The sequence below is a fragment of the Tenacibaculum profundi genome, from assembly GCF_057162725.1.
Window position 1 is genome coordinate 2,480,459 of record NZ_CM169894.1, and the last position, 18,309, is coordinate 2,498,767.

Sequence of the window (18,309 nt, forward strand, 5' to 3'; positions counted from 1 at the left end):
TACAATCATATTTATGTTAACGTATTATTAGATTCATTTGGAAAAACTAATTTAGGCTTGAAATTTTTAGCTTCTTCTAAATCCATAAAAGCATAGACAATAAGAATTAACACATCTCCCTTTTGAACCCGTCTAGCGGCAGCACCATTAAGCGTTATTTCTCCACTTCCGCGTGGACCAGGTATCGCATATGTTTCTAAACGTTCTCCGTTATTATTGTTTACGATTTGAACGCGTTCCCCTTCAATAATTCCGGCAGCATCCATCAAATCTTCATCAATGGTAATACTACCGATATAATTTAAATCAGCACCGGTAACTTTTACACGGTGTATTTTTGATTTCACAACTTGTACTAACATAATGCAAAAATAGTTCTTTTTTAATGAATACTAATTTCTTTATTTTTTTATTGTAGTCTAATATTGTCTATTAGTCTTACATTCCCGGCATAGGCAGCAATAAAAGCACGATAGTTTTTATTTGGCTGAATATTTTCTGTTGTTTTTAAGGTTTCTTCTTCAGCAATTGTGAAATATTCGAGCTGTAAAAGTTCATTATTTTTAAATTTTTCTTCTACCCATAATGTTAATTCTTTAGGAGTTTTAGAAGTAAATCTTTGTTGAGTATCTCTTAAAACTTCATAAATAAAAGGAGCCGCTTTTTTGTGTTGTTCTGAAAGTCTTGAGTTTCTTGAGCTCATAGCTAAACCGTTGCTTTCCCTATAAATAGGAAGACCAATGATTTTTAGGGGTATGTTTAGTTTTTTTACTAACTTTTTTATAATCTGTAATTGTTGAAAATCTTTTTCTCCAAAGTAAGCATTATCTGGTTTTATGATTTCAAAAAGTTTTTTAACAATAGTTCCAACACCGTCAAAATGCCCTTCTCTGTGCTTGCCTTCCATTTCAAGTTCAAGCCCATCGAAATCAAAATTTTGAGAAGTGATTTTTTTTGAATAAATTTCTTTGACGTCGGGAATAAATACAACATCACATTTAACCTGTTTTAATAATTTTAAATCATTTTCCAGAGGTTTAGGATATTTTTTAAGATCATCGCTATTATCAAATTGGGTAGGGTTTACAAATATACTTACTACCACTAAACTATTTTTTAATTTAGCACTCTCTATTAAAGATAAATGACCTCTATGTAAAGCCCCCATAGTTGGAACAAAACCAATTGTTTTGTTCTCTTTTTTCTGAAGACCTAAAAAGGCTTCTAATTCCGATTTTAATTTGAAAACATTCATTAGTTATTCGTTGAAAATCCTGCTAAATTAGGAATTTAACACGATTTTTGCATAAAAATTCGTATTTTTGCATCTTCATACAAAGAGTTCGATTTAATGAAGGATAAGAGAATACTATATGTTTCTTCAGAGGTAACACCTTATTTACCAGAGACAGAATTGGCATCAACCTCGTTTAATGTAGCGAAGCAAGCACATTCAAAAGGAGTTCAAACAAGAATATTTATGCCTCGTTTTGGGGTCATTAATGAAAGGAGGCATCAACTACACGAAGTTATTCGTTTATCAGGTATGAACCTAATAATTAATGATATGGATATGCCATTAATTATTAAAGTCGCATCTATTCCTAAAGAAAGAATGCAGGTTTATTTTATTGATAACGATGAGTATTTTAAGCGAAAAGCGATGTATTCTGACGAAGATGATCAGCTCTTTATCGATAATGATGAGCGTATGATATTTTTTGCTAAAGGAGTTGTTGAAACTGTTAAAAAATTAAATTGGGCGCCTGATATTATTCATGTTCACGGTTGGATGGCTTCTTTATTACCTTTATACCTAAGAGAATATTATAAAGAGGAGCCTTTGTTTAACCAAAGTAAAATAGTTACTTCTTTGTATAATACTGGTTTTGAAGGAGAGCTAAATAAAGAATTAGCGAATAAAATTCGTTTTGATCGTATAGATAATAAAAAAGCATCGAATTTAGAAATTCCAAATCACATTAATATTTTAAAAAGCGCTATTGAGAATTCGGACGCAGTGGTTAAGGGAAGTGAAATTATCTCTGAAGAAATAGAAGAGTTTATAGCAGAAAGCAACACAAAAGTTCTTGAGTTTCAGCAAGAAGAAAATCTTACAGAAGCATACTTAGAGTTTTACAAAGAAAATGTTTTAGAATTAAGCGAATAAATGATTAGAAAAATTGGTATCTTAGGATTAGGACTCTGTTCTTTGTTGTCACTAATTTCATGTGAGGAAGATTTTAAAGATATTGGAGGAAACGTTATAAAAAATACAGCGTTTACTACAAATCAAATTGAACTAGAACTAGAAATTTCTTCATCTAGTATAGACTCTGTAAGGGCTGATAATATAGCTTTTTTACAAAATCCAGGAGTAGTTCCTGAATATTGGATAGGAGTTTATAATAGTGGGAATTATAAAACAGTAAAATCATCTTTTGTTAGTCAATTAGGTTTGATAACAAACCTTAAAACTAATGATAATCAGGTTGAAGTCGATTCTGTTTACACATTAGATGAGGTAATACTAAAATTACCCTACCAAGCAACAAGAAATGGAGTACATGATGACGGGTCTCCTAAGTTTGTTTTAGATTCAATACTAGGAAACCCTGATATTGCTGCAAATATTGAAGTTTTCGAGAATGGAACTTATTTGAGTAATTTGGACCCTTTGAGCCCTGCTAATTCAAATTCATTTTTTTCGAATAAAATATATGATGAAAAAAGATTATTAAATAAAAATGATCAAGTATTTAGTCTAAGACCTCAAGCTACTGATACGGTATACACCATAACTAGACATAAAGTTATGGGTGTTAATACTCCCAATACGGTTGAACTATTTACAAGCGAAGAAAAATTAGCTTCAAAAGGCCCGTTTATAGCAATACCTCTTAAGAAAGATCTTATGAAAGAATTGTTTTGGGATAAATTTGAAGATTCAGAGTTCTCGTCAACAGAACAGTTTAATAACTATTTTAGGGGGCTATACGTGAAAGCTACAGGAAGTAATGGTTCTCTTGTACCGCTTGATTTAAATTCAAGAAATGCTCAAAATACAGCTGCTGTTGAATTTCATTACACAATTACACGGTTTGAGAAGGATGAAAGTGGAAACTTGATATATAAAGATACAGTTCCATCAAAATATAGCTTTCCTTTAAATGGAATTCGTGCAGCCAAATATGATATGGGGTCAGCAAGTATTGCCATTCCAAGTGATAATTTTGCTATTCAAGGAACTGTTGGAACAAAAGCAACCGTAAAAATCATAGGAGTTAATCTTGAAAAAACAAGACAAAATGATCCTAATAACCCTATTCTGAACTATGAGGCCTTTGATGAAAATAATAATGGTTATCTAAGTTTGGAAGAATTATCGGCTATTGAAGATTCAAGTGACGATAATTTTGGTATTTTGATTAATGATGCTTCTCTTTCTTTTTATGTAAATGAAATAATAAGTAACGATCTAAATATTGTTCCACAACGTTTAGTAATTTATACAAACGAATCTAATGAGGGTACTAATACTTCATCACCAAAACATATAGTAGATGCTCACACGGAAAGCGCTTTATATGGTGGGAATTTAGTTGTTGCAAATGATAAACCTGAAAAATATACGTTTAGAATAACAGATTATATATCAAACCTTCTTAATAAAAATTCTACTAACTTTTCTCCTTTAGAGCTTCGGGTTTTTAATAACCCTACTGATAGCCCATTTTATAAAGGTGCACTAGATGTAAATGTGCCTACGTATAATTGGAATCCAAGAGGAGTAACTCTTCTAAATGGTAATGAGGCTTCACATGGAGCAAAAAAAGCAGTTTTGACTCTTTCGTACTCAGAACAAAGTAAATAAACTAGAAAAAAGACAAAGAATTTAATATGTGTGGTATTACAGGATATATTGGGAATAGGGAGGCCTACCCAATAGTTATTAATGGATTAAAAAGACTCGAGTATAGAGGGTATGATAGTGCTGGTATAATGATTTATGATGGTGAAAAAATTCATCTATCAAAAACAAAAGGAAAGGTGGCTGATCTAGAGGGGATTATTGAGGTTGATCATAAGAGTAGGAAAGGAAATATAGGAATTGGTCATACAAGATGGGCAACTCATGGTGTTCCAAACGATATAAATTCACATCCTCATTTTTCTGAATCAGGAGATTTAGTTATTGTTCATAACGGAATTATAGAAAATTATGACACCATTAAAAAAGAACTTATTTCGAGAGGTTACACATTTAAAAGTGATACAGACACAGAAGTTTTAATCAATCTTATTGAAGAGGTTAAAAATAGTGAAGGATGTAAATTAGGTAAAGCGGTTCAGCTGGCATTAAACAGCGTAATAGGTGCTTATGCTATTGCTGTTTTTGATAAAAGTAAACCAGATGAGTTGGTAGTAGCAAAATTAGGAAGTCCGATAGCTATTGGTGTTGGAAAAGAAAACGAAGAGTTTTTTATAGCTTCTGATGCTTCTCCTTTTATTGAGTACACTAAAGATGCTATTTACTTAGATGACGGTGAATTAGCTATTATTAAAAAAGAAAAAGACATAGCTGTCCGTAAAATTGAAACTGATGAGAAAATTGATGCGAATATTCAAAAACTACAATTGAATCTTGACCAGATTGAAAAGGGCGGTTTTGATCATTTTATGATTAAAGAGATTCACGAGCAACCTAAAGCAATTTTGGATACTTATCGAGGAAGAATGCTGCCTAATGAAGGAATCATTAAGATGGCCGGAATTGATGATAATTTATCTAAGTTTTTAAATGCTGACAGAATAATTATAGTAGCATGTGGCACTTCGTGGCATGCAGGTCTTGTAGGGGAATATCTATTTGAAGACATGGCAAGAATTCCTGTAGAAGTAGAATATGCATCTGAATTTAGGTATAGAAATCCAATTATTACTTCTAAAGATATTGTTATAGCAATTTCTCAATCAGGAGAGACTGCGGATACTCTTGCGGCGATTAAATTAGCTAAATCAAAAGGAGCTTTTGTTTTTGGTGTATGTAATGTTGTCGGTTCTTCAATTGCCAGGGAAACCGATGCAGGTGCTTACACACATGCAGGTCCTGAAATCGGTGTAGCATCAACAAAGGCATTTACAACGCAAATAACTGTTCTTTCCTTAATAGCATTGAAACTTGCTAAAGAAAAAGGAACATTATCCAAGACAACAGTAAACAATTACTTACAGACGCTTCAGTACATACCACAACAAATTGAGAAATTGCTGAAAATAGATCCTTTAGTTCAACATATTGCCGAAGTATACATGAATGCAGGTAATTGTTTATATTTAGGCAGGGGCTTTAACTTTCCAGTAGCTCTTGAAGGCGCATTAAAGTTAAAAGAGATATCATATATTCATGCAGAAGGATATCCCGCAGCTGAAATGAAACATGGTCCAATAGCACTTATTGATGAAAACATGCCGGTGTTTGTAATAGCTACAAATAAAGGGCATTATGAGAAAGTTGTTAGTAATATTCAAGAAATAAAATCTAGAAGTGGAAAAATTATAGCGATCGTTACTGAAGGTGATGTAACTGTTAAAGAAATAGCCGATCATGTTATTGAAATACCTGAAACAGAAGATGCATTTACTCCTTTACTTACAACCATTCCACTACAGTTGTTATCGTACCATATTGCGGTTATGTTGGGTAAAAATGTAGATCAACCAAGAAATTTAGCGAAGTCTGTTACTGTAGAATAATATACTTATAAAATATTTCAAAAAAAGCCAATTATCAATAATTGGCTTTTTTCTTTTTTAATTTTATATAAACAGGGAAGTGGTCGGAAAAGCCTCCTTGATACCAGGGGCCTATAAATGTTCTTAGAGGGCTCCCTTTTAGCTTGCCTTTAGCAACTTTCATCCATGGCTTGCTATATATTTTAGCTTCAATAAATTCTAAGCTACTACTTTCTTTAAAAAAATTCTTAGATAAAATGATTTGATCAAATAAATGCCAATCTCCATTATATTTTAGGGTGCCCAAACCTTTTTCGTGTAGTGAAAACATTGGATTGTAAAATGTATTATCAACTAATATCTCGTTTAAGCTTTGAGAAGATGGGTCGTCATTAAAGTCACCCATCACAATAAATTTAGGTTCATGACGCTCTTCAGCTATAATTTTATGTATAGTTTCTGATACTATTCTTGCAGCATTTATTCTTTTAGGCTTTGTTTCAAGCTTTCCTTTGGCTCTTGAAGGCCAATGATTAACTAATATATAAACAAGGTCACCATTGAGAACTCCTTTTACCACTAAAACATCTCTTGTATGGTCTAGAATACTACCCTCGTCGAGGGGGGGAATATAAACTGTTTCTGACGAAATAATTTTGAATACATCAGGTCTATAAAGCAAAGCAACATCTATCCCTCTTTTATCAGGTGAATCATAATGAATAAACCTATAATTATGATTGATTAAATTCTTATGAGTGATAAGATCATCTAATACTTTGGGATTTTCGATTTCGACCAAACCAATTATAGCAGGTGCGTAATAAGATTCATGTTCCCCAATTTTAGCTAATACAGATGAGATTTTTTTTATTTTATGATAGTACTTACTTTTATTCCATTTGAACTTTCCTTTAGGAGTAAAATCTTTATCATTTTTTAGGGGGTCTTTTAGTGTATCAAATAAATTCTCAACATTATAGAAAGCAACAGTTAAGGTGTTTTTTAGTTTATCTTTTATCATTTGTGCGTTTTTATTCGGTTCTCAAATCATTTATTAATAATAAAAATCAAAGATAATTATTCATTTATCTTACGTAAATAATTATCTAATTACTTTAGATTAAGCTATTATAATTAATAAACCACCTCGACACTGCAGCAGTAATCTATTTGATGAGCTTGTTTTACTTAAATCTGGTTAATTGTATTTATTTAATTTAGAAAGTATAAATAGTTTATAAGCCAAGTGCATTAGTATAAAATACAATAGTTCACTTAACCGCTTTTTATTTGTATTTTTACATCCTTATGATAGAAACAAGAGAATCCATATCAGAGTATGTAGTGTTAATAGGCATTATTACTCAGCACCAAGATGATAAACAATCGGAGGAATACCTTGATGAATTAGAATTTCTTACGTTAACAGCAGGAGGAAAAACGTTAAAGCGTTTTGTGCAGAAGCTTGATAAACCAAATCCAAAAACTTTTTTAGGATCAGGAAAATTAGATGATGTTAAGACATATATTGATAATAATGATATTGGTACAGCGATTTTTGACGACGAGCTTTCACCTGCACAACTTAGAAATATTGAACGTATTTTAAATTGTAAGGTTTTAGATAGAACTAATTTGATACTTGATATTTTTGCCAATCGTGCACAAACCAGTTCTGCTAAGGCACAAGTAGAGCTTGCTCAATATCAGTATTTATTGCCACGTTTAACAAAAATGTGGACCCACTTAGATAAGCAAAAAGGTGGAATTGGTATGCGTGGACCAGGTGAAACAGAAATAGAGACTGACCGACGGATAATTCGAGATAAAATTAGTTTATTGAAGAAAAAACTGCAAAGTATTGATAGGCAAATGTCTGTACAGCGAAAAAATCGTGGTAAATTGATACGTGTTGCGCTAGTGGGCTATACAAATGTTGGTAAATCAACACTTATGAATGTTGTTAGTAAGAGTGATGTTTTTGCTGAAAATAAGTTATTTGCTACTCTTGATACAACAGTAAGAAAAGTAGTCATTAAGAATATTCCTTTTCTAATGACCGATACAGTTGGTTTTATTCGAAAGCTACCTACTCAATTAGTAGAATCGTTTAAGTCTACACTAGATGAGGTTAGAGAGGCTGATTTACTTCTACATGTTGTAGATATATCACATCCAAATTTTGAAGATCATATTGCGTCAGTCAATAATATTTTAGGAGAAATAAATAGTGTCGATAAACCTACAATAATGATTTTCAATAAAATTGATGCCTATACTACAAAAATTATAGAAGAGGATGATTTAGTTACTGAAAAAACAAAAGAGTATTATTCTTTGGATGACTGGAGAAAAACATGGATTAGTGATATTGGTAAAAAAAGTATTTTTATCTCCGCCATAGAAAAAAGTAATTTAGATGAGTTTCGTGAAAAGGTATATGCAAGTGTCAGAGAGCTACATATTCAAAGATTTCCATACAATGATTTCCTATATTTTGAATAAGTTAACATATTGATAATATTTTGTTTACTTAAAACAAACCTCGTTTATATTGCCTATTTATTTTTTTTTTCTTATTTTTAGTGAAATTACATATAAAACATAAGTTACTAATTATTAATGCTTTAATCCCCCTAAGAATGAGAATATGGACTTTTATATCAAAAAATAGTTATACGAGCGTTTATTTTCGCAGAGAACTAATTGATTTATCAATAGATAAAATGATGTTTAATTAAAAATCAATAATCTACATTAAATAATTTCAGTCAGCTTTGAACCTAATATTTCTAAGGCTTTTGTTATTGTATAATGTTTGTGTTATAGGTTAAAAACAATAAAAAACATCATGAAAAAGCTAATTCTATTTTTTCTAGTTTCCCTAGTGGCTCAATCTTTACTTTCTCAAGAAGTATGTGAAAGTAAAAATGTTGTGCAAGATGCTAACGATATATCTAGCATCACTAAGTGTTCGGTAAATGGAAATTTATCTTCTACCGACAAGGAAAAATCAAAAGTTAAGGTAGTGTCTTCAAGAAGTCGACAAAAAAGAAGGTCTATTGAAATAAAAAATGATCAAAAAAACACTGCTAGTAATAGAAAAAAGATAAATGACAGTGTTAAACACCTTCAATTAGATCATATAAAAGAAAATATCATAGCTGTAAATACCGTTATCGAAGAAAAACTTGTTAAAGAACAGGTTTGTTTTAATGAGGTTGAATTCATACCCCAATTTAGAGATTGCTCAGATGAGTCTCTCGATCCTTATGATTGTTTTAATCACGAAATGGAAAAGCATCTTGTAAATAACATAAGCTATCCAGAAAAAGCATTAAAAAACAACATTCAAGGTGATGTTTGGGTAAGCTTTATTATAACGCATTCTGGAGAAGTTAAGAATATACTTGCTACGGGTGGTGATGAAAGTAGCGAAATGTTAACAAAAGAGGCTATACGAGTAATTTCAATTTTACCTTCTTTCATACCTGGAAAACAAAATAATCAAGAAGTAAGTGTGAGATATACATTTCCAATTAGTTTTAATTTAGATTAATTATATAAAATTATAGTAAATCATTTATGTTTAGTTTCAAGAATTTTTCATTCTTGAAATTTGTATTCTTGATTTATTTAGTAGTCCTCTTTTACATAAAATAGTGTTTAATGATCATAAAATAATTTTTGTTAAACGAAAAAGTATATTTTCAAGCCATTACTTTTCAAAAACTATGTAAAAAAGCGTAACTAGGAGATTAATTTTAGAATAGTTTCCATAAAAAACAGCGTTTAATTCCATATAAATTTTTTGTTTGTGTTTTTTACAAAAAAAAGAAGTGTTCTTTTGTAAAATAAAACACCTTGTTTAAAAGTTTTATATTCCCAGTGTTTATATGGGCTTTGACTGTTAACTATGAGTTTTGGAACTAAATAATTAAAGTAAAATTACTTAAGGAAAAGATCTGGTTTTAAGAAAAGAGTAAACATTGACGTTTATTGGTATTTTTTTGCTAATTTTGCCCCCAGAGAGAAAATACTAGCCGAATATAATACAGTAAAATAATAATTCTTCTTAACCCCTAAATTATGAAAAGAATAATTGTTTTGATGGCATTTTTTATGCTGTCATTTATAACATCCGCTCAGGAAGTATGTGAAACACCAGATGAAGATATTGCTGATTTAAACAGTATTACAAAGTGTTCTATAAAACCTTCTAAGAATTCGAAAAATAAAAGATCTCGTCAAATTATGGTGAAAGTTTCAGCTAGCAAGCGTTTTCTTAAAAAAAGAGAGATCAAAAAAAAGAAAAAATCTTCAGGTATCGGTAGTATTAATACTGCTGGAGTAACCAAGTTAAGCACAAGTTCTGGCATAGAGAATAGCAAAATTTCAACATCGTCTAGTGAGAATAACAAATCTTCTCTAACAAGTTCAAGCGAGTCAAAATCGGAATCTATCAAAGGAAACCTAGAATCTTTAACAGAAAGGTTATCTCGTGAAGAGGTTAAAAAAGCAGAACGTTTTAGTACTGTTGGTGAACTGCCTTCATTTAAAGCTTGTGAAAAAATCAGAAACAAAGAAAAGTTAGATTGTTTTAATACAGAAATGATAAAACATATTCAAAAGTACTTCCGCTATCCTAGTGAGGCTGTTCGAAATCAGGTGGAAGGAGAAGTTTGGGTTCGTTTTGTTATTGATAAAAACGGATACGTAAAAAATATTAAAACATTAGGTCCAAAAGGAGGTGACCTTCTTAATGAAGAAGCTAAGAGAGTTGTTACAAAACTTCCCCGTTTTGCGCCTGCCAGAAAAAATGGAAAATCGGTGTCTGTTAAATATGGTTTTCCCATTAACTTCTCTTTAGAAGAATAAATCAATCAATCAATACATTTTAAAACCCCAAAAAAATGGTAAAAAAACAATTAACGCTAATTGTTTTTACTTTGCTAGCGATCACCTCCTATGCACAAGTAAAAATAAGTGGAACTGTTTATGATGAGTATTTAGAACCTTTTTATAGTGCTAAAATATCTCAAGGTAAAAATTATGAAATTTCTAATACATCTGGAGAGTTTTCTTTAATCCTTGAAGGAAAACTGCCAACATCCATTACGGTAACTGCATTTGGTTATAAAACTGAAGAAATTGAAATAACTTCGCTTGATCAGGAAATTAATGTAATTCTTAAAGAAAACTTGCTACTAGATCAAGTAATTATTTCTGCTTCAAGAGTCCCTGAACGTATTATAGAATCACCAGTAACGGTAGAACGCTTAGGTTTAAGTGAAATTAAACGAAATTCAGCCAATTCATTTTACGATGGTCTTGCTAATTTAAAAGGTATTGATGTGCGAGAAAGTAGTTATGGTTTTAAAACTGTAAACACACGTGGTTTTGCTGATTTTGCTAATTCTCGTTTTGTTCAATTAGTCGATGGAATTGATACTGCTGCTCCTGCATTAAACTATAGTCCAGGAAACCTTTCTGGGGTTTCAGAACTTGATATTTTGAGTGTAGAGGTTTTACCTGGGGCTTCTTCAGCTCTTTATGGAGCGAACGCATATAATGGTATTTTATTGATGAATACTAAAAGTCCATTTGATTATACAGGAATTAGTACTTCTTTTAAAACGGGAGTTACCCATCAGTTAGCAGCAGGAACCAACCCTTATTATGATGTTTCTACAAGAATGGCTTATAAATTTAGCGATGCTTTTGCGGCAAAAGTAAATTTTTCTTATTTTGAAGCGGAAGAGTGGCATGCAAATGATACCCGTAACCGATTGATTGATACACAGGAAATAGCGCCTGAACCTTCTGGTGTTAGTTATGATGGAGTAAACGTATATGGGGATGAATTATATTCACAAATCGTTGAAACTGATTTCTTTCCTAATGAAGATCGAACTTTCCTTTTGAACCGACTTCTAAGACGTAAGGGCTACCTTGAAAGCGATTTAATAGACGATTTTAAAACACACAATTTAAAATTTTCAGGATCTTTATATTTTAGACCCTTTAAAGATGAATCTCTAGAAGTTGAGTTAACATCAAGACTAGCAATAGGAGATAACATGATACAAGGAAATAGCAGATTAGCACAACGAGGTTATTACCTGGGCCAGCATAAATTAGAGTTCAAAGGGAATAATTTCTTTTTACGCGGATACTTTACTGAAAATGATGCTGGGAAAACTTACGATTTAGAGCGAACAGGAAATTTGTTAAAAATTGCTAGGTCTGCTAATTCATCTGGTAATAGTTATAAATATGACTTCTTATATGGATATTTTAATTCTCCTGAAGTAAATCATGAGGGTAGGGTAAATGATGCTTATTCATATGTTGAAGGTTTTAGTCTTAAACCAGGTACACCATTATTCAACGAGAATCTAGATAAAATAACCAATACTTTAATTACAGAAGGAGGAAGTACAATATATGACAGAAGCTCTTATATTCATGCAGATGGTAATTATAATTTTAAAAGTTTATTAAATAATTGGGCAGATGTTCAAATAGGAGGTTCTTATCGTAAATATTCTCCTAATTCAAGAGGAACCATTTTTAACGACAAAGAGGAGCCTATTAGGGTTGAAGAGTATGGTTTTTATTCGCAAATTCAAAAGAAGTTATTTAACGAAAGATTGAAGCTAACAGGTTCTGTTCGTTATGATAAGTCTAAAAATTTTACAGGGCACTATTCGCCAAGATTTGCCGTTAACTATGCTTTAGGAGAAAATAAGGACCATATCCTTAGAGCTTCTTATCAAACTGGTTTTCGAAACCCAACTATTCAGGAGCAATATTTAAGAAGGGATGGCTTTCCTCTTAATATTATTGGAACTGTTGAAGATAATTTAGATAGAGTAACTTACGAAAATGGGATTAAAGGAAGTGATGTTATTAATAATGCATTACTAACAAGATTTTATTACGAAGAAAATGAAGACCAATCTTCTGGACCATATAAAGAGAAAGTGATAAAATCTGAATATAAATCAATTCAACCAGAGTCTGTTAGGTCTTTTGAGTTAGGTTACAGAAGTATAATTAGGTTGAATAATAATAAAAATTTAGATTTAGATATCAATGGTTTCTATAGTAAACATGACGATTTTGTATTTTATCAAGCTGTTACAGTTCCTATGTATGGAAAAGTTCTTGGTGATGGTGAGCTTGATTCTGAAGCAGAGGACGCTTTTTCCTTTGGGGATGTTTCTGATTTTAATATCATTACCAACAGTAAATCTCAAGTAACATCGTATGGGGCTTCTATAGGTATGCACACTAAATTTTTAAAGAATTTTGATTTAGGACTTAATTATAATTTCATTGACTATTCACTTGATGATAAAGATTATAATTTATTTACACCTAATTTTAATACTGCTAAACATACGTTTAAAGTTCAAGTAGGGAATGACAAATTATTTAAGAATTTCGGATTTAATATTAATGGTAGATGGCAAGATCGTTACACATGGCTCTCTCCATTTGTAAGAGGTGTTGTGAATGCTAGATGGGTAGCTGATGCTCAAATGAACTACCGTATTCCTTCGTTTAAATCTAGAATAAAAATTGGAGGAACCAATTTGTTCGGTAAAGAATATTTTGTAGCTCCAGGGATGGGACAAATAGGACAACAGTATTATATCTCTTGGATTATCAATAATTAAGATAAATTAATAGATATTTAAAAGGCCGTAAAAAACATTTTTACGGCCTTTTTAAGTTTTTAAATGTAAAAAAGAAGTGATACGGTGTTTAGTTTTGGTTTATGATGTTAAAAAATAGAATAGCCTTACTAAAAAGCAAGCAAAACGTAACATTAAATTAAATTTTTCCGCTCTGTTTTCTTTAATATTTGATAAAGAGAGAAACAATAAAAAACCTCTAGCAAATTAATTTTAATTTATTAGAGGTTTTTTTATAATTAAAAAATACTTGGTATCTATTCTTTTACCGCTAGAGTTATATTCAGTTCTTCTAATTGCTCTTTGTCTGTTGCAGCAGGAGCATCGATCATAACATCTCTTCCTGAATTATTTTTTGGAAAAGCAATAAAGTCTCTAATTGTTTCCTGTCCTCCCAAAATAGCTACTAAACGGTCTAAGCCGAATGCTAACCCTCCATGGGGTGGAGCTCCGTATTCAAATGCGTCCATTAAAAAGCCAAACTGTGCTTTAGCTTCTTCTGAAGTAAATCCTAAATGTTTGAACATTATTGCTTGCGTTTCCTTATCGTGAATTCTGATTGATCCACCCCCAATTTCATTTCCATTCAACACTAAGTCATAAGCATTTGCTTTTACAGCTCCTGGGTCGGTATCTAATAATGCTAATTGCCCTGGCTTTGGTGAGGTAAATGGATGGTGCATTGCGTGATAGTGACCTGTTTCTTCATCAAGCTCTAATAATGGGAAATCAATTACCCATAACGGAGCAAACTCATTGGCTTTTCGTAATCCTAAACGCTCAGCAATTTCCATACGTAAAGCACTTAATTGCGCTCTTACTTTTGAGGTTTTACCAGAAAGCACACAAATTAAATCTCCAGCTTTTGCGCCTGTTACTTCAGCCCATTTTTTTAGATCGTTTTGATCATAAAACTTATCCACAGATGACTTATAACTACCATCTTCATTACATTTCACATATACCATTCCTAAAGCACCAACTTGCGGACGCTTTATCCAATCAATTAATTTATCAATTTCTTTACGAGTATAAGACGCGCCTCCTGGTACAGCAATACCCACAACCAATTCAGCATCATTAAAAACTTTAAACTCTTTATGTTGTGCTACTTCATTTAACTCACCAAACTCCATCCCAAAACGAATATCTGGCTTGTCATTTCCGTATTTTTGCATTGCTTCATCAAAAGTAATTCTTGGGAACTTAGCTACTTCAACACCATTAATTTCCTTTAATAGATGACGTGTCATTCCTTCAAAAATTTCTAAAATATCTTCTTGCTCTACGAAGGCCATCTCGCAATCTATTTGCGTAAATTCTGGTTGTCGATCCGCTCTTAAATCTTCATCTCTAAAACACTTTACGATCTGGAAATATTTATCCATACCGCCGACCATTAAAAGTTGTTTGAAGGTTTGTGGACTCTGTGGTAAGGCATAAAACTGCCCTGCATTCATACGAGAAGGAACTAAGAAGTCTCTTGCTCCTTCTGGAGTAGACTTAATTAAGTACGGCGTTTCTACATCAATAAACCCTTTATTTGAAAGATACTTACGGACTTCCATTGATACTTTATGACGGAAAATTAAGCTTTCTTTTACAGGATTACGACGAATATCTAAATAACGATACTTCATACGCAAGTCTTCTCCACCGTCAGTTTCATCTTCAATAGTAAATGGAGGAAGTTTTGCTTCATTTAAAATAGTTAATTCTGAAACTAGTACTTCAATATTTCCAGTACGAATATTTTCATTTTTAGAAGCCCTTTCAATAACAGAACCTTTCACCTGAATAACGAACTCTCGCCCTAGTGTTTTGGCACGATCCATTAATTCTTTTGGAGTACGCTCTTCATCAAAAATTAATTGAGTAATTCCGTAACGATCACGTAAATCTACCCATATCATAAATCCTTTATCACGTGACTTCTGAACCCATCCTGCTAGGGTAACTTCGGTATTAACATGCGATGCTCTTAACTCACCACAATTATGCGTTCTGTACATTTTTTGAATTTTTAGCTTCGCAAATTTAACTATAAATGTCAGGATGCAAAAAAATTACATTAAGTTCGTTTTTTAAATAATAGTTTGTTTTAATAATATTTATAAAAGCTGATATAAATAGTACAATTTTATTTTAGTAAAAACTAAATGTAATTTTCATCATATGAATAAAAGAGAACACTTTGTCCCATTTCTTCTTACTTTTCTCATATTTTTAATTGTTCAATTGCCCTTTTTTGATGTTGTACAATACCCATTTCGATTATTGGGTACATGGTTTCATGAGATGGGACATGGAATAGCTTCTTTATTACTTGGGGGAAAATTTGTGTATTTAGAAATTTATAAAAATGGAGGCGGTGTTGCCTATACTGATGTTTCTAATTCTTATTTACCATATCGTTTGGCCAGAGCTATTACAGCTGCTGGAGGTTTAATAGGAACTACTATCGGCGGAACCATATGTATTGTTGTTTCAAAATATAATATAACAGCAGTTCATGTATTACGGGTATTATTTTTTCTTATGGTACTTTCATTATTTTTATGGATTCGATCATTTTGGGGCGTTTTTTTATTAAGTGTTTTTGCGATTGCAATTGCTGGAATTCTTAAGTTTACTAATAAGAGCTTTCAAAAATCAACACTTTTATTTTTGGGCTTGCAAGCGATATTAAGTAGTTACTATGAATTAGGATATGTTTTTACAAAACAATTTGAAAGGTTTGGTCAAATCAATTATTCTGATACTGAAATTATTGCTCAAAACACTTTTGGCCCTTATTGGTTTTGGGGAATTTTAATAACAATGCTTAACGTGTATGTTGTTTGGAAGGCTATTGTTTTAAGTTTTCATTACAAAAAGGGATAATCGATGAGCTGAAGTTTATGCCTTTTATAAAAAAACACATACTTTTTCACATAAATACAACGAGAATTGCCAGTCTGTTAAAAATTAAATATTATTGGTTTTGTCACTCAATACAACGTTAATTTGTTTTTTAAAAATGATTATCATGACACTAGAACAATTCAAAACGAAATTGATTAATAGCAGGGAGCAGATTAATTTTTCAGATACAATAGCATTAATAGATTCACATTATAGTTTTACTCCAACAGCTTTTAAGAATGGAGATATTAGTAATAAGCCCAATGAAAACAATGGCTCTTGCAAAGTTTTTTCTTTTGCCTTAGATCAAGAGCTAACTAAGGAAGAAACTTTAGCTTGTTTTGGAGCATTTTATTTCGAAGATGTATTAGGAAATCCTCAGGGAACAGATCACCAAAATATTAGAAATTTTATTAAATATGGATTTGATGGACTATTATTTGAGAATAAAGCTATTGTATTAAAATAAAAAGTTTTATGTAGCTAATGATTAAAAGCTCCTTCTTTCAGTCTATTAAAATAGTCTTTAGCAGCTCTTTTTACTTTGGGAGCTAGAATTAACGTTGAAAGTAACGTAGGAATCGCCATTAATGCATACGCACTATCAATCACGTTTATAACAAAGTCTAACTTTATAATTGAAGCTACTATAATTGTTACTATGTAGATGTAGTTATAGTACTTTCCGATTTTTACACCAAATAAATAGCTTAAGCAACTATATCCATAGAATGAATAGGTGAACAAGGTAGAGAAAGCAAAAATTAGTACACAAACTGTGATAATGATGCTGCCTATATTAGATGGTAACACGCTATCAAAGGCAACAAGCGTTAACGAAATACCATTGCCATTAAAGTTTTGCCATACCCCTGAAGCCAAAATAGCTAAAGCAGTTAATGTACAGACCAAAAGTGTGTCAATAGCAGGCCCTAGCATTGCTACTAATCCTTCCCTTATAGGCTCGTCTGTTTTTGCAGTTCCGTGCATCATAGGCGCTGTTCCTAAACCAGCTTCATTTGAAAAAGCAGCTCTTTTAACACCAGTAATGATAAGGGTACCAAGTGCACCACCTACAACAGCTTTTCCTGAGAATGCATCTGTAAAAATGAGAGAAAAGATGGAAGGAATTTCTTCGACTTTTAGTATCAAAATGGTGAGTACGGTAATTAAATAAACTACTACCATAGCAGGGACTAACTTACCTGCTACTTTTCCTATTCTTTTTATACCTCCGAAAATTACCATTCCTGTAATTAAGGCAATACTTACACCTAAACAAAATTTTACGGTATCAATGTTTGTAGCTTTAACTTGAAAAACATCAACTAAAGTTTGCGTTAATTGGTTAGCTTGAAACGCTGGTAGTGTGCCGAATAAACCTGCAAAGGCAAAAAATACAGCTAAAGGTTTCCATTTTTCACCTAATCCCTCTGTAATCACATACATGGGGCCTCCTTTAGCATTACCATCTTCATCTTTTCCTCTATACATTACAGATAAACTACAAGTGAAAAATTTAGTTGCCATTCCGACAAAAGCACTCACCCACATCCAAAATATTGCTCCAGGTCCTCCAGAAGCAATAGCAATAGCAACGCCACTAATATTCCCCATACCTACTGTTGCTGCTATAGCAGAAGATAAAGCTTCATAATGTGATAAATCTCCTGGTGAATCATGTTTATCGTATTTACCTCTTAAAACATTGACTGCATGCTTCATATACCTGAAAGGAACCAGCCCAGAATATAAAAAGAGAAACAACCCTCCTCCAATTAACAAAATTAATAACGGAATTCCCCATACCCATTGGGAAAATTCAGATACAATGTTTTGTAAAGATAAATACATACTGCTTTAATTTTTCGCCAAATTACGGAATAATAAATAATCTGACTTTCATATTTTGCTCAAATATTACTTACATAAAGCAAAAAAAATGGATCATATGATCCATTTT

14 protein-coding genes are annotated in these 18,309 nt (G+C 31.8%); 9 read left to right on the forward strand and 5 right to left on the reverse strand.

Translation table 11 applies throughout. From position 1 onward, the window contains the following. Positions 1–11: 11 nt before the first annotated feature. Both panD and panC read right to left on the reverse strand, forming a co-directional pair. A complete protein-coding gene (panD, locus tag AC2GW8_RS10090; RefSeq protein ID WP_440879752.1) occupies positions 12–362 on the reverse strand; it encodes an aspartate 1-decarboxylase in 351 nt (116 codons plus the stop codon). 47 nt (positions 363–409) lie between these two features. Continuing rightward, positions 410–1,255: a pantoate--beta-alanine ligase gene (gene panC / locus AC2GW8_RS10095; protein WP_440879753.1), complete on the reverse strand. Its 846-nt coding sequence runs from the start codon at positions 1,253–1,255 to the stop codon at positions 410–412. Positions 1,256–1,351: 96 nt separating this feature from the next. Here panC and AC2GW8_RS10100 point away from each other — a divergent pair, with 96 nt between their 5' ends. The 3 genes from AC2GW8_RS10100 to glmS are packed head-to-tail and all read left to right on the forward strand — an operon-like array spanning position 1,352 to position 5,757. Next, positions 1,352–2,170, forward strand: a complete 819-nt coding sequence (locus AC2GW8_RS10100) for a glycogen/starch synthase (protein ID WP_440879754.1) — start codon at positions 1,352–1,354, stop codon at positions 2,168–2,170. Then, positions 2,171–3,874 carry a DUF4270 family protein gene (locus AC2GW8_RS10105; RefSeq protein ID WP_440879755.1) on the forward strand — a complete coding sequence of 568 codons (1,704 nt, stop codon included), beginning with the start codon at positions 2,171–2,173 and terminating at the stop codon, positions 3,872–3,874. Positions 3,875–3,900: 26 nt separating this feature from the next. Continuing rightward, positions 3,901–5,757 (forward strand): glutamine--fructose-6-phosphate transaminase (isomerizing), encoded by a 1,857-nt coding sequence (glmS, locus tag AC2GW8_RS10110; protein ID WP_440879756.1) that lies wholly within the window; start codon positions 3,901–3,903, stop codon positions 5,755–5,757. Positions 5,758–5,791: 34 nt separating this feature from the next. Here the strand turns inward: glmS and AC2GW8_RS10115 are convergent, their stop codons facing one another. Beyond that, positions 5,792–6,760 carry an endonuclease/exonuclease/phosphatase family protein gene (locus tag AC2GW8_RS10115; RefSeq protein WP_440879757.1) on the reverse strand — a complete coding sequence of 323 codons (969 nt, stop codon included), beginning with the start codon at positions 6,758–6,760 and terminating at the stop codon, positions 5,792–5,794. Between the two features lie 287 nt (positions 6,761–7,047). On the opposite strand from AC2GW8_RS10115, the gene hflX reads away from it, so the two are divergent. From hflX to AC2GW8_RS10135, 4 genes are all read left to right on the forward strand, one after another. Then, on the forward strand, positions 7,048–8,244 hold the full coding sequence (gene hflX / locus AC2GW8_RS10120; protein WP_440882201.1) for a GTPase HflX: 1,197 nt from the start codon (positions 7,048–7,050) through the stop codon (positions 8,242–8,244). Between the two features lie 346 nt (positions 8,245–8,590). Beyond that, a complete protein-coding gene (locus tag AC2GW8_RS10125) occupies positions 8,591–9,298 on the forward strand; it encodes an energy transducer TonB (RefSeq protein ID WP_440879758.1) in 708 nt (235 codons plus the stop codon). Between the two features lie 530 nt (positions 9,299–9,828). Then, positions 9,829–10,617 carry an energy transducer TonB gene (locus tag AC2GW8_RS10130; protein ID WP_440879759.1) on the forward strand — a complete coding sequence of 263 codons (789 nt, stop codon included), beginning with the start codon at positions 9,829–9,831 and terminating at the stop codon, positions 10,615–10,617. Positions 10,618–10,652: 35 nt separating this feature from the next. After that, positions 10,653–13,424 carry a TonB-dependent receptor gene (locus AC2GW8_RS10135; RefSeq protein WP_440879760.1) on the forward strand — a complete coding sequence of 924 codons (2,772 nt, stop codon included), beginning with the start codon at positions 10,653–10,655 and terminating at the stop codon, positions 13,422–13,424. A 275-nt stretch (positions 13,425–13,699) separates the two neighbouring features. Here AC2GW8_RS10135 and aspS read toward each other — a convergent pair whose 3' ends face one another. Further along, entirely contained in the window at positions 13,700–15,454 is a 1,755-nt protein-coding gene (aspS, locus tag AC2GW8_RS10140; protein WP_440879761.1) for an aspartate--tRNA ligase, read from the reverse strand. A 163-nt stretch (positions 15,455–15,617) separates the two neighbouring features. On the opposite strand from aspS, the gene AC2GW8_RS10145 reads away from it, so the two are divergent. Both AC2GW8_RS10145 and AC2GW8_RS10150 read left to right on the forward strand, forming a co-directional pair. Next, positions 15,618–16,325 (forward strand): M50 family metallopeptidase, encoded by a 708-nt coding sequence (locus AC2GW8_RS10145; protein WP_440879762.1) that lies wholly within the window; start codon positions 15,618–15,620, stop codon positions 16,323–16,325. 145 nt (positions 16,326–16,470) lie between these two features. Beyond that, on the forward strand, positions 16,471–16,815 hold the full coding sequence (locus AC2GW8_RS10150; protein WP_440879763.1) for a HopJ type III effector protein: 345 nt from the start codon (positions 16,471–16,473) through the stop codon (positions 16,813–16,815). Positions 16,816–16,829: 14 nt separating this feature from the next. Here the strand turns inward: AC2GW8_RS10150 and AC2GW8_RS10155 are convergent, their stop codons facing one another. Next, complete coding sequence (locus tag AC2GW8_RS10155) at positions 16,830–18,200, reverse strand: alanine/glycine:cation symporter family protein (RefSeq protein ID WP_440879764.1); 1,371 nt, start codon at positions 18,198–18,200, stop codon at positions 16,830–16,832. Positions 18,201–18,309 lie beyond the last annotated feature (109 nt).

What these genes read in the sequence shown, in the direction of transcription:
- glmS (WP_440879756.1), top strand. Translation starts at nt 3,901, where the DNA reads ATGTGTGGTATTACAGGATATATTGGGAATAGGGAGGCCTACCCAATA.
- AC2GW8_RS10130 (WP_440879759.1), top strand. Translation starts at nt 9,829, where the DNA reads ATGAAAAGAATAATTGTTTTGATGGCATTTTTTATGCTGTCATTTATA.
- AC2GW8_RS10125 (WP_440879758.1), top strand. Translation starts at nt 8,591, where the DNA reads ATGAAAAAGCTAATTCTATTTTTTCTAGTTTCCCTAGTGGCTCAATCT.
- panC (WP_440879753.1), bottom strand. Translation starts at nt 1,255, where the DNA reads ATGAATGTTTTCAAATTAAAATCGGAATTAGAAGCCTTTTTAGGTCTT.
- AC2GW8_RS10115 (WP_440879757.1), bottom strand. Translation starts at nt 6,760, where the DNA reads ATGATAAAAGATAAACTAAAAAACACCTTAACTGTTGCTTTCTATAAT.
- panD (WP_440879752.1), bottom strand. Translation starts at nt 362, where the DNA reads ATGTTAGTACAAGTTGTGAAATCAAAAATACACCGTGTAAAAGTTACC.
- AC2GW8_RS10105 (WP_440879755.1), top strand. Translation starts at nt 2,171, where the DNA reads ATGATTAGAAAAATTGGTATCTTAGGATTAGGACTCTGTTCTTTGTTG.
- AC2GW8_RS10150 (WP_440879763.1), top strand. Translation starts at nt 16,471, where the DNA reads ATGACACTAGAACAATTCAAAACGAAATTGATTAATAGCAGGGAGCAG.
- aspS (WP_440879761.1), bottom strand. Translation starts at nt 15,454, where the DNA reads ATGTACAGAACGCATAATTGTGGTGAGTTAAGAGCATCGCATGTTAAT.
- AC2GW8_RS10135 (WP_440879760.1), top strand. Translation starts at nt 10,653, where the DNA reads ATGGTAAAAAAACAATTAACGCTAATTGTTTTTACTTTGCTAGCGATC.
- hflX (WP_440882201.1), top strand. Translation starts at nt 7,048, where the DNA reads ATGATAGAAACAAGAGAATCCATATCAGAGTATGTAGTGTTAATAGGC.
- AC2GW8_RS10155 (WP_440879764.1), bottom strand. Translation starts at nt 18,200, where the DNA reads ATGTATTTATCTTTACAAAACATTGTATCTGAATTTTCCCAATGGGTA.
- AC2GW8_RS10100 (WP_440879754.1), top strand. Translation starts at nt 1,352, where the DNA reads ATGAAGGATAAGAGAATACTATATGTTTCTTCAGAGGTAACACCTTAT.
- AC2GW8_RS10145 (WP_440879762.1), top strand. Translation starts at nt 15,618, where the DNA reads ATGAATAAAAGAGAACACTTTGTCCCATTTCTTCTTACTTTTCTCATA.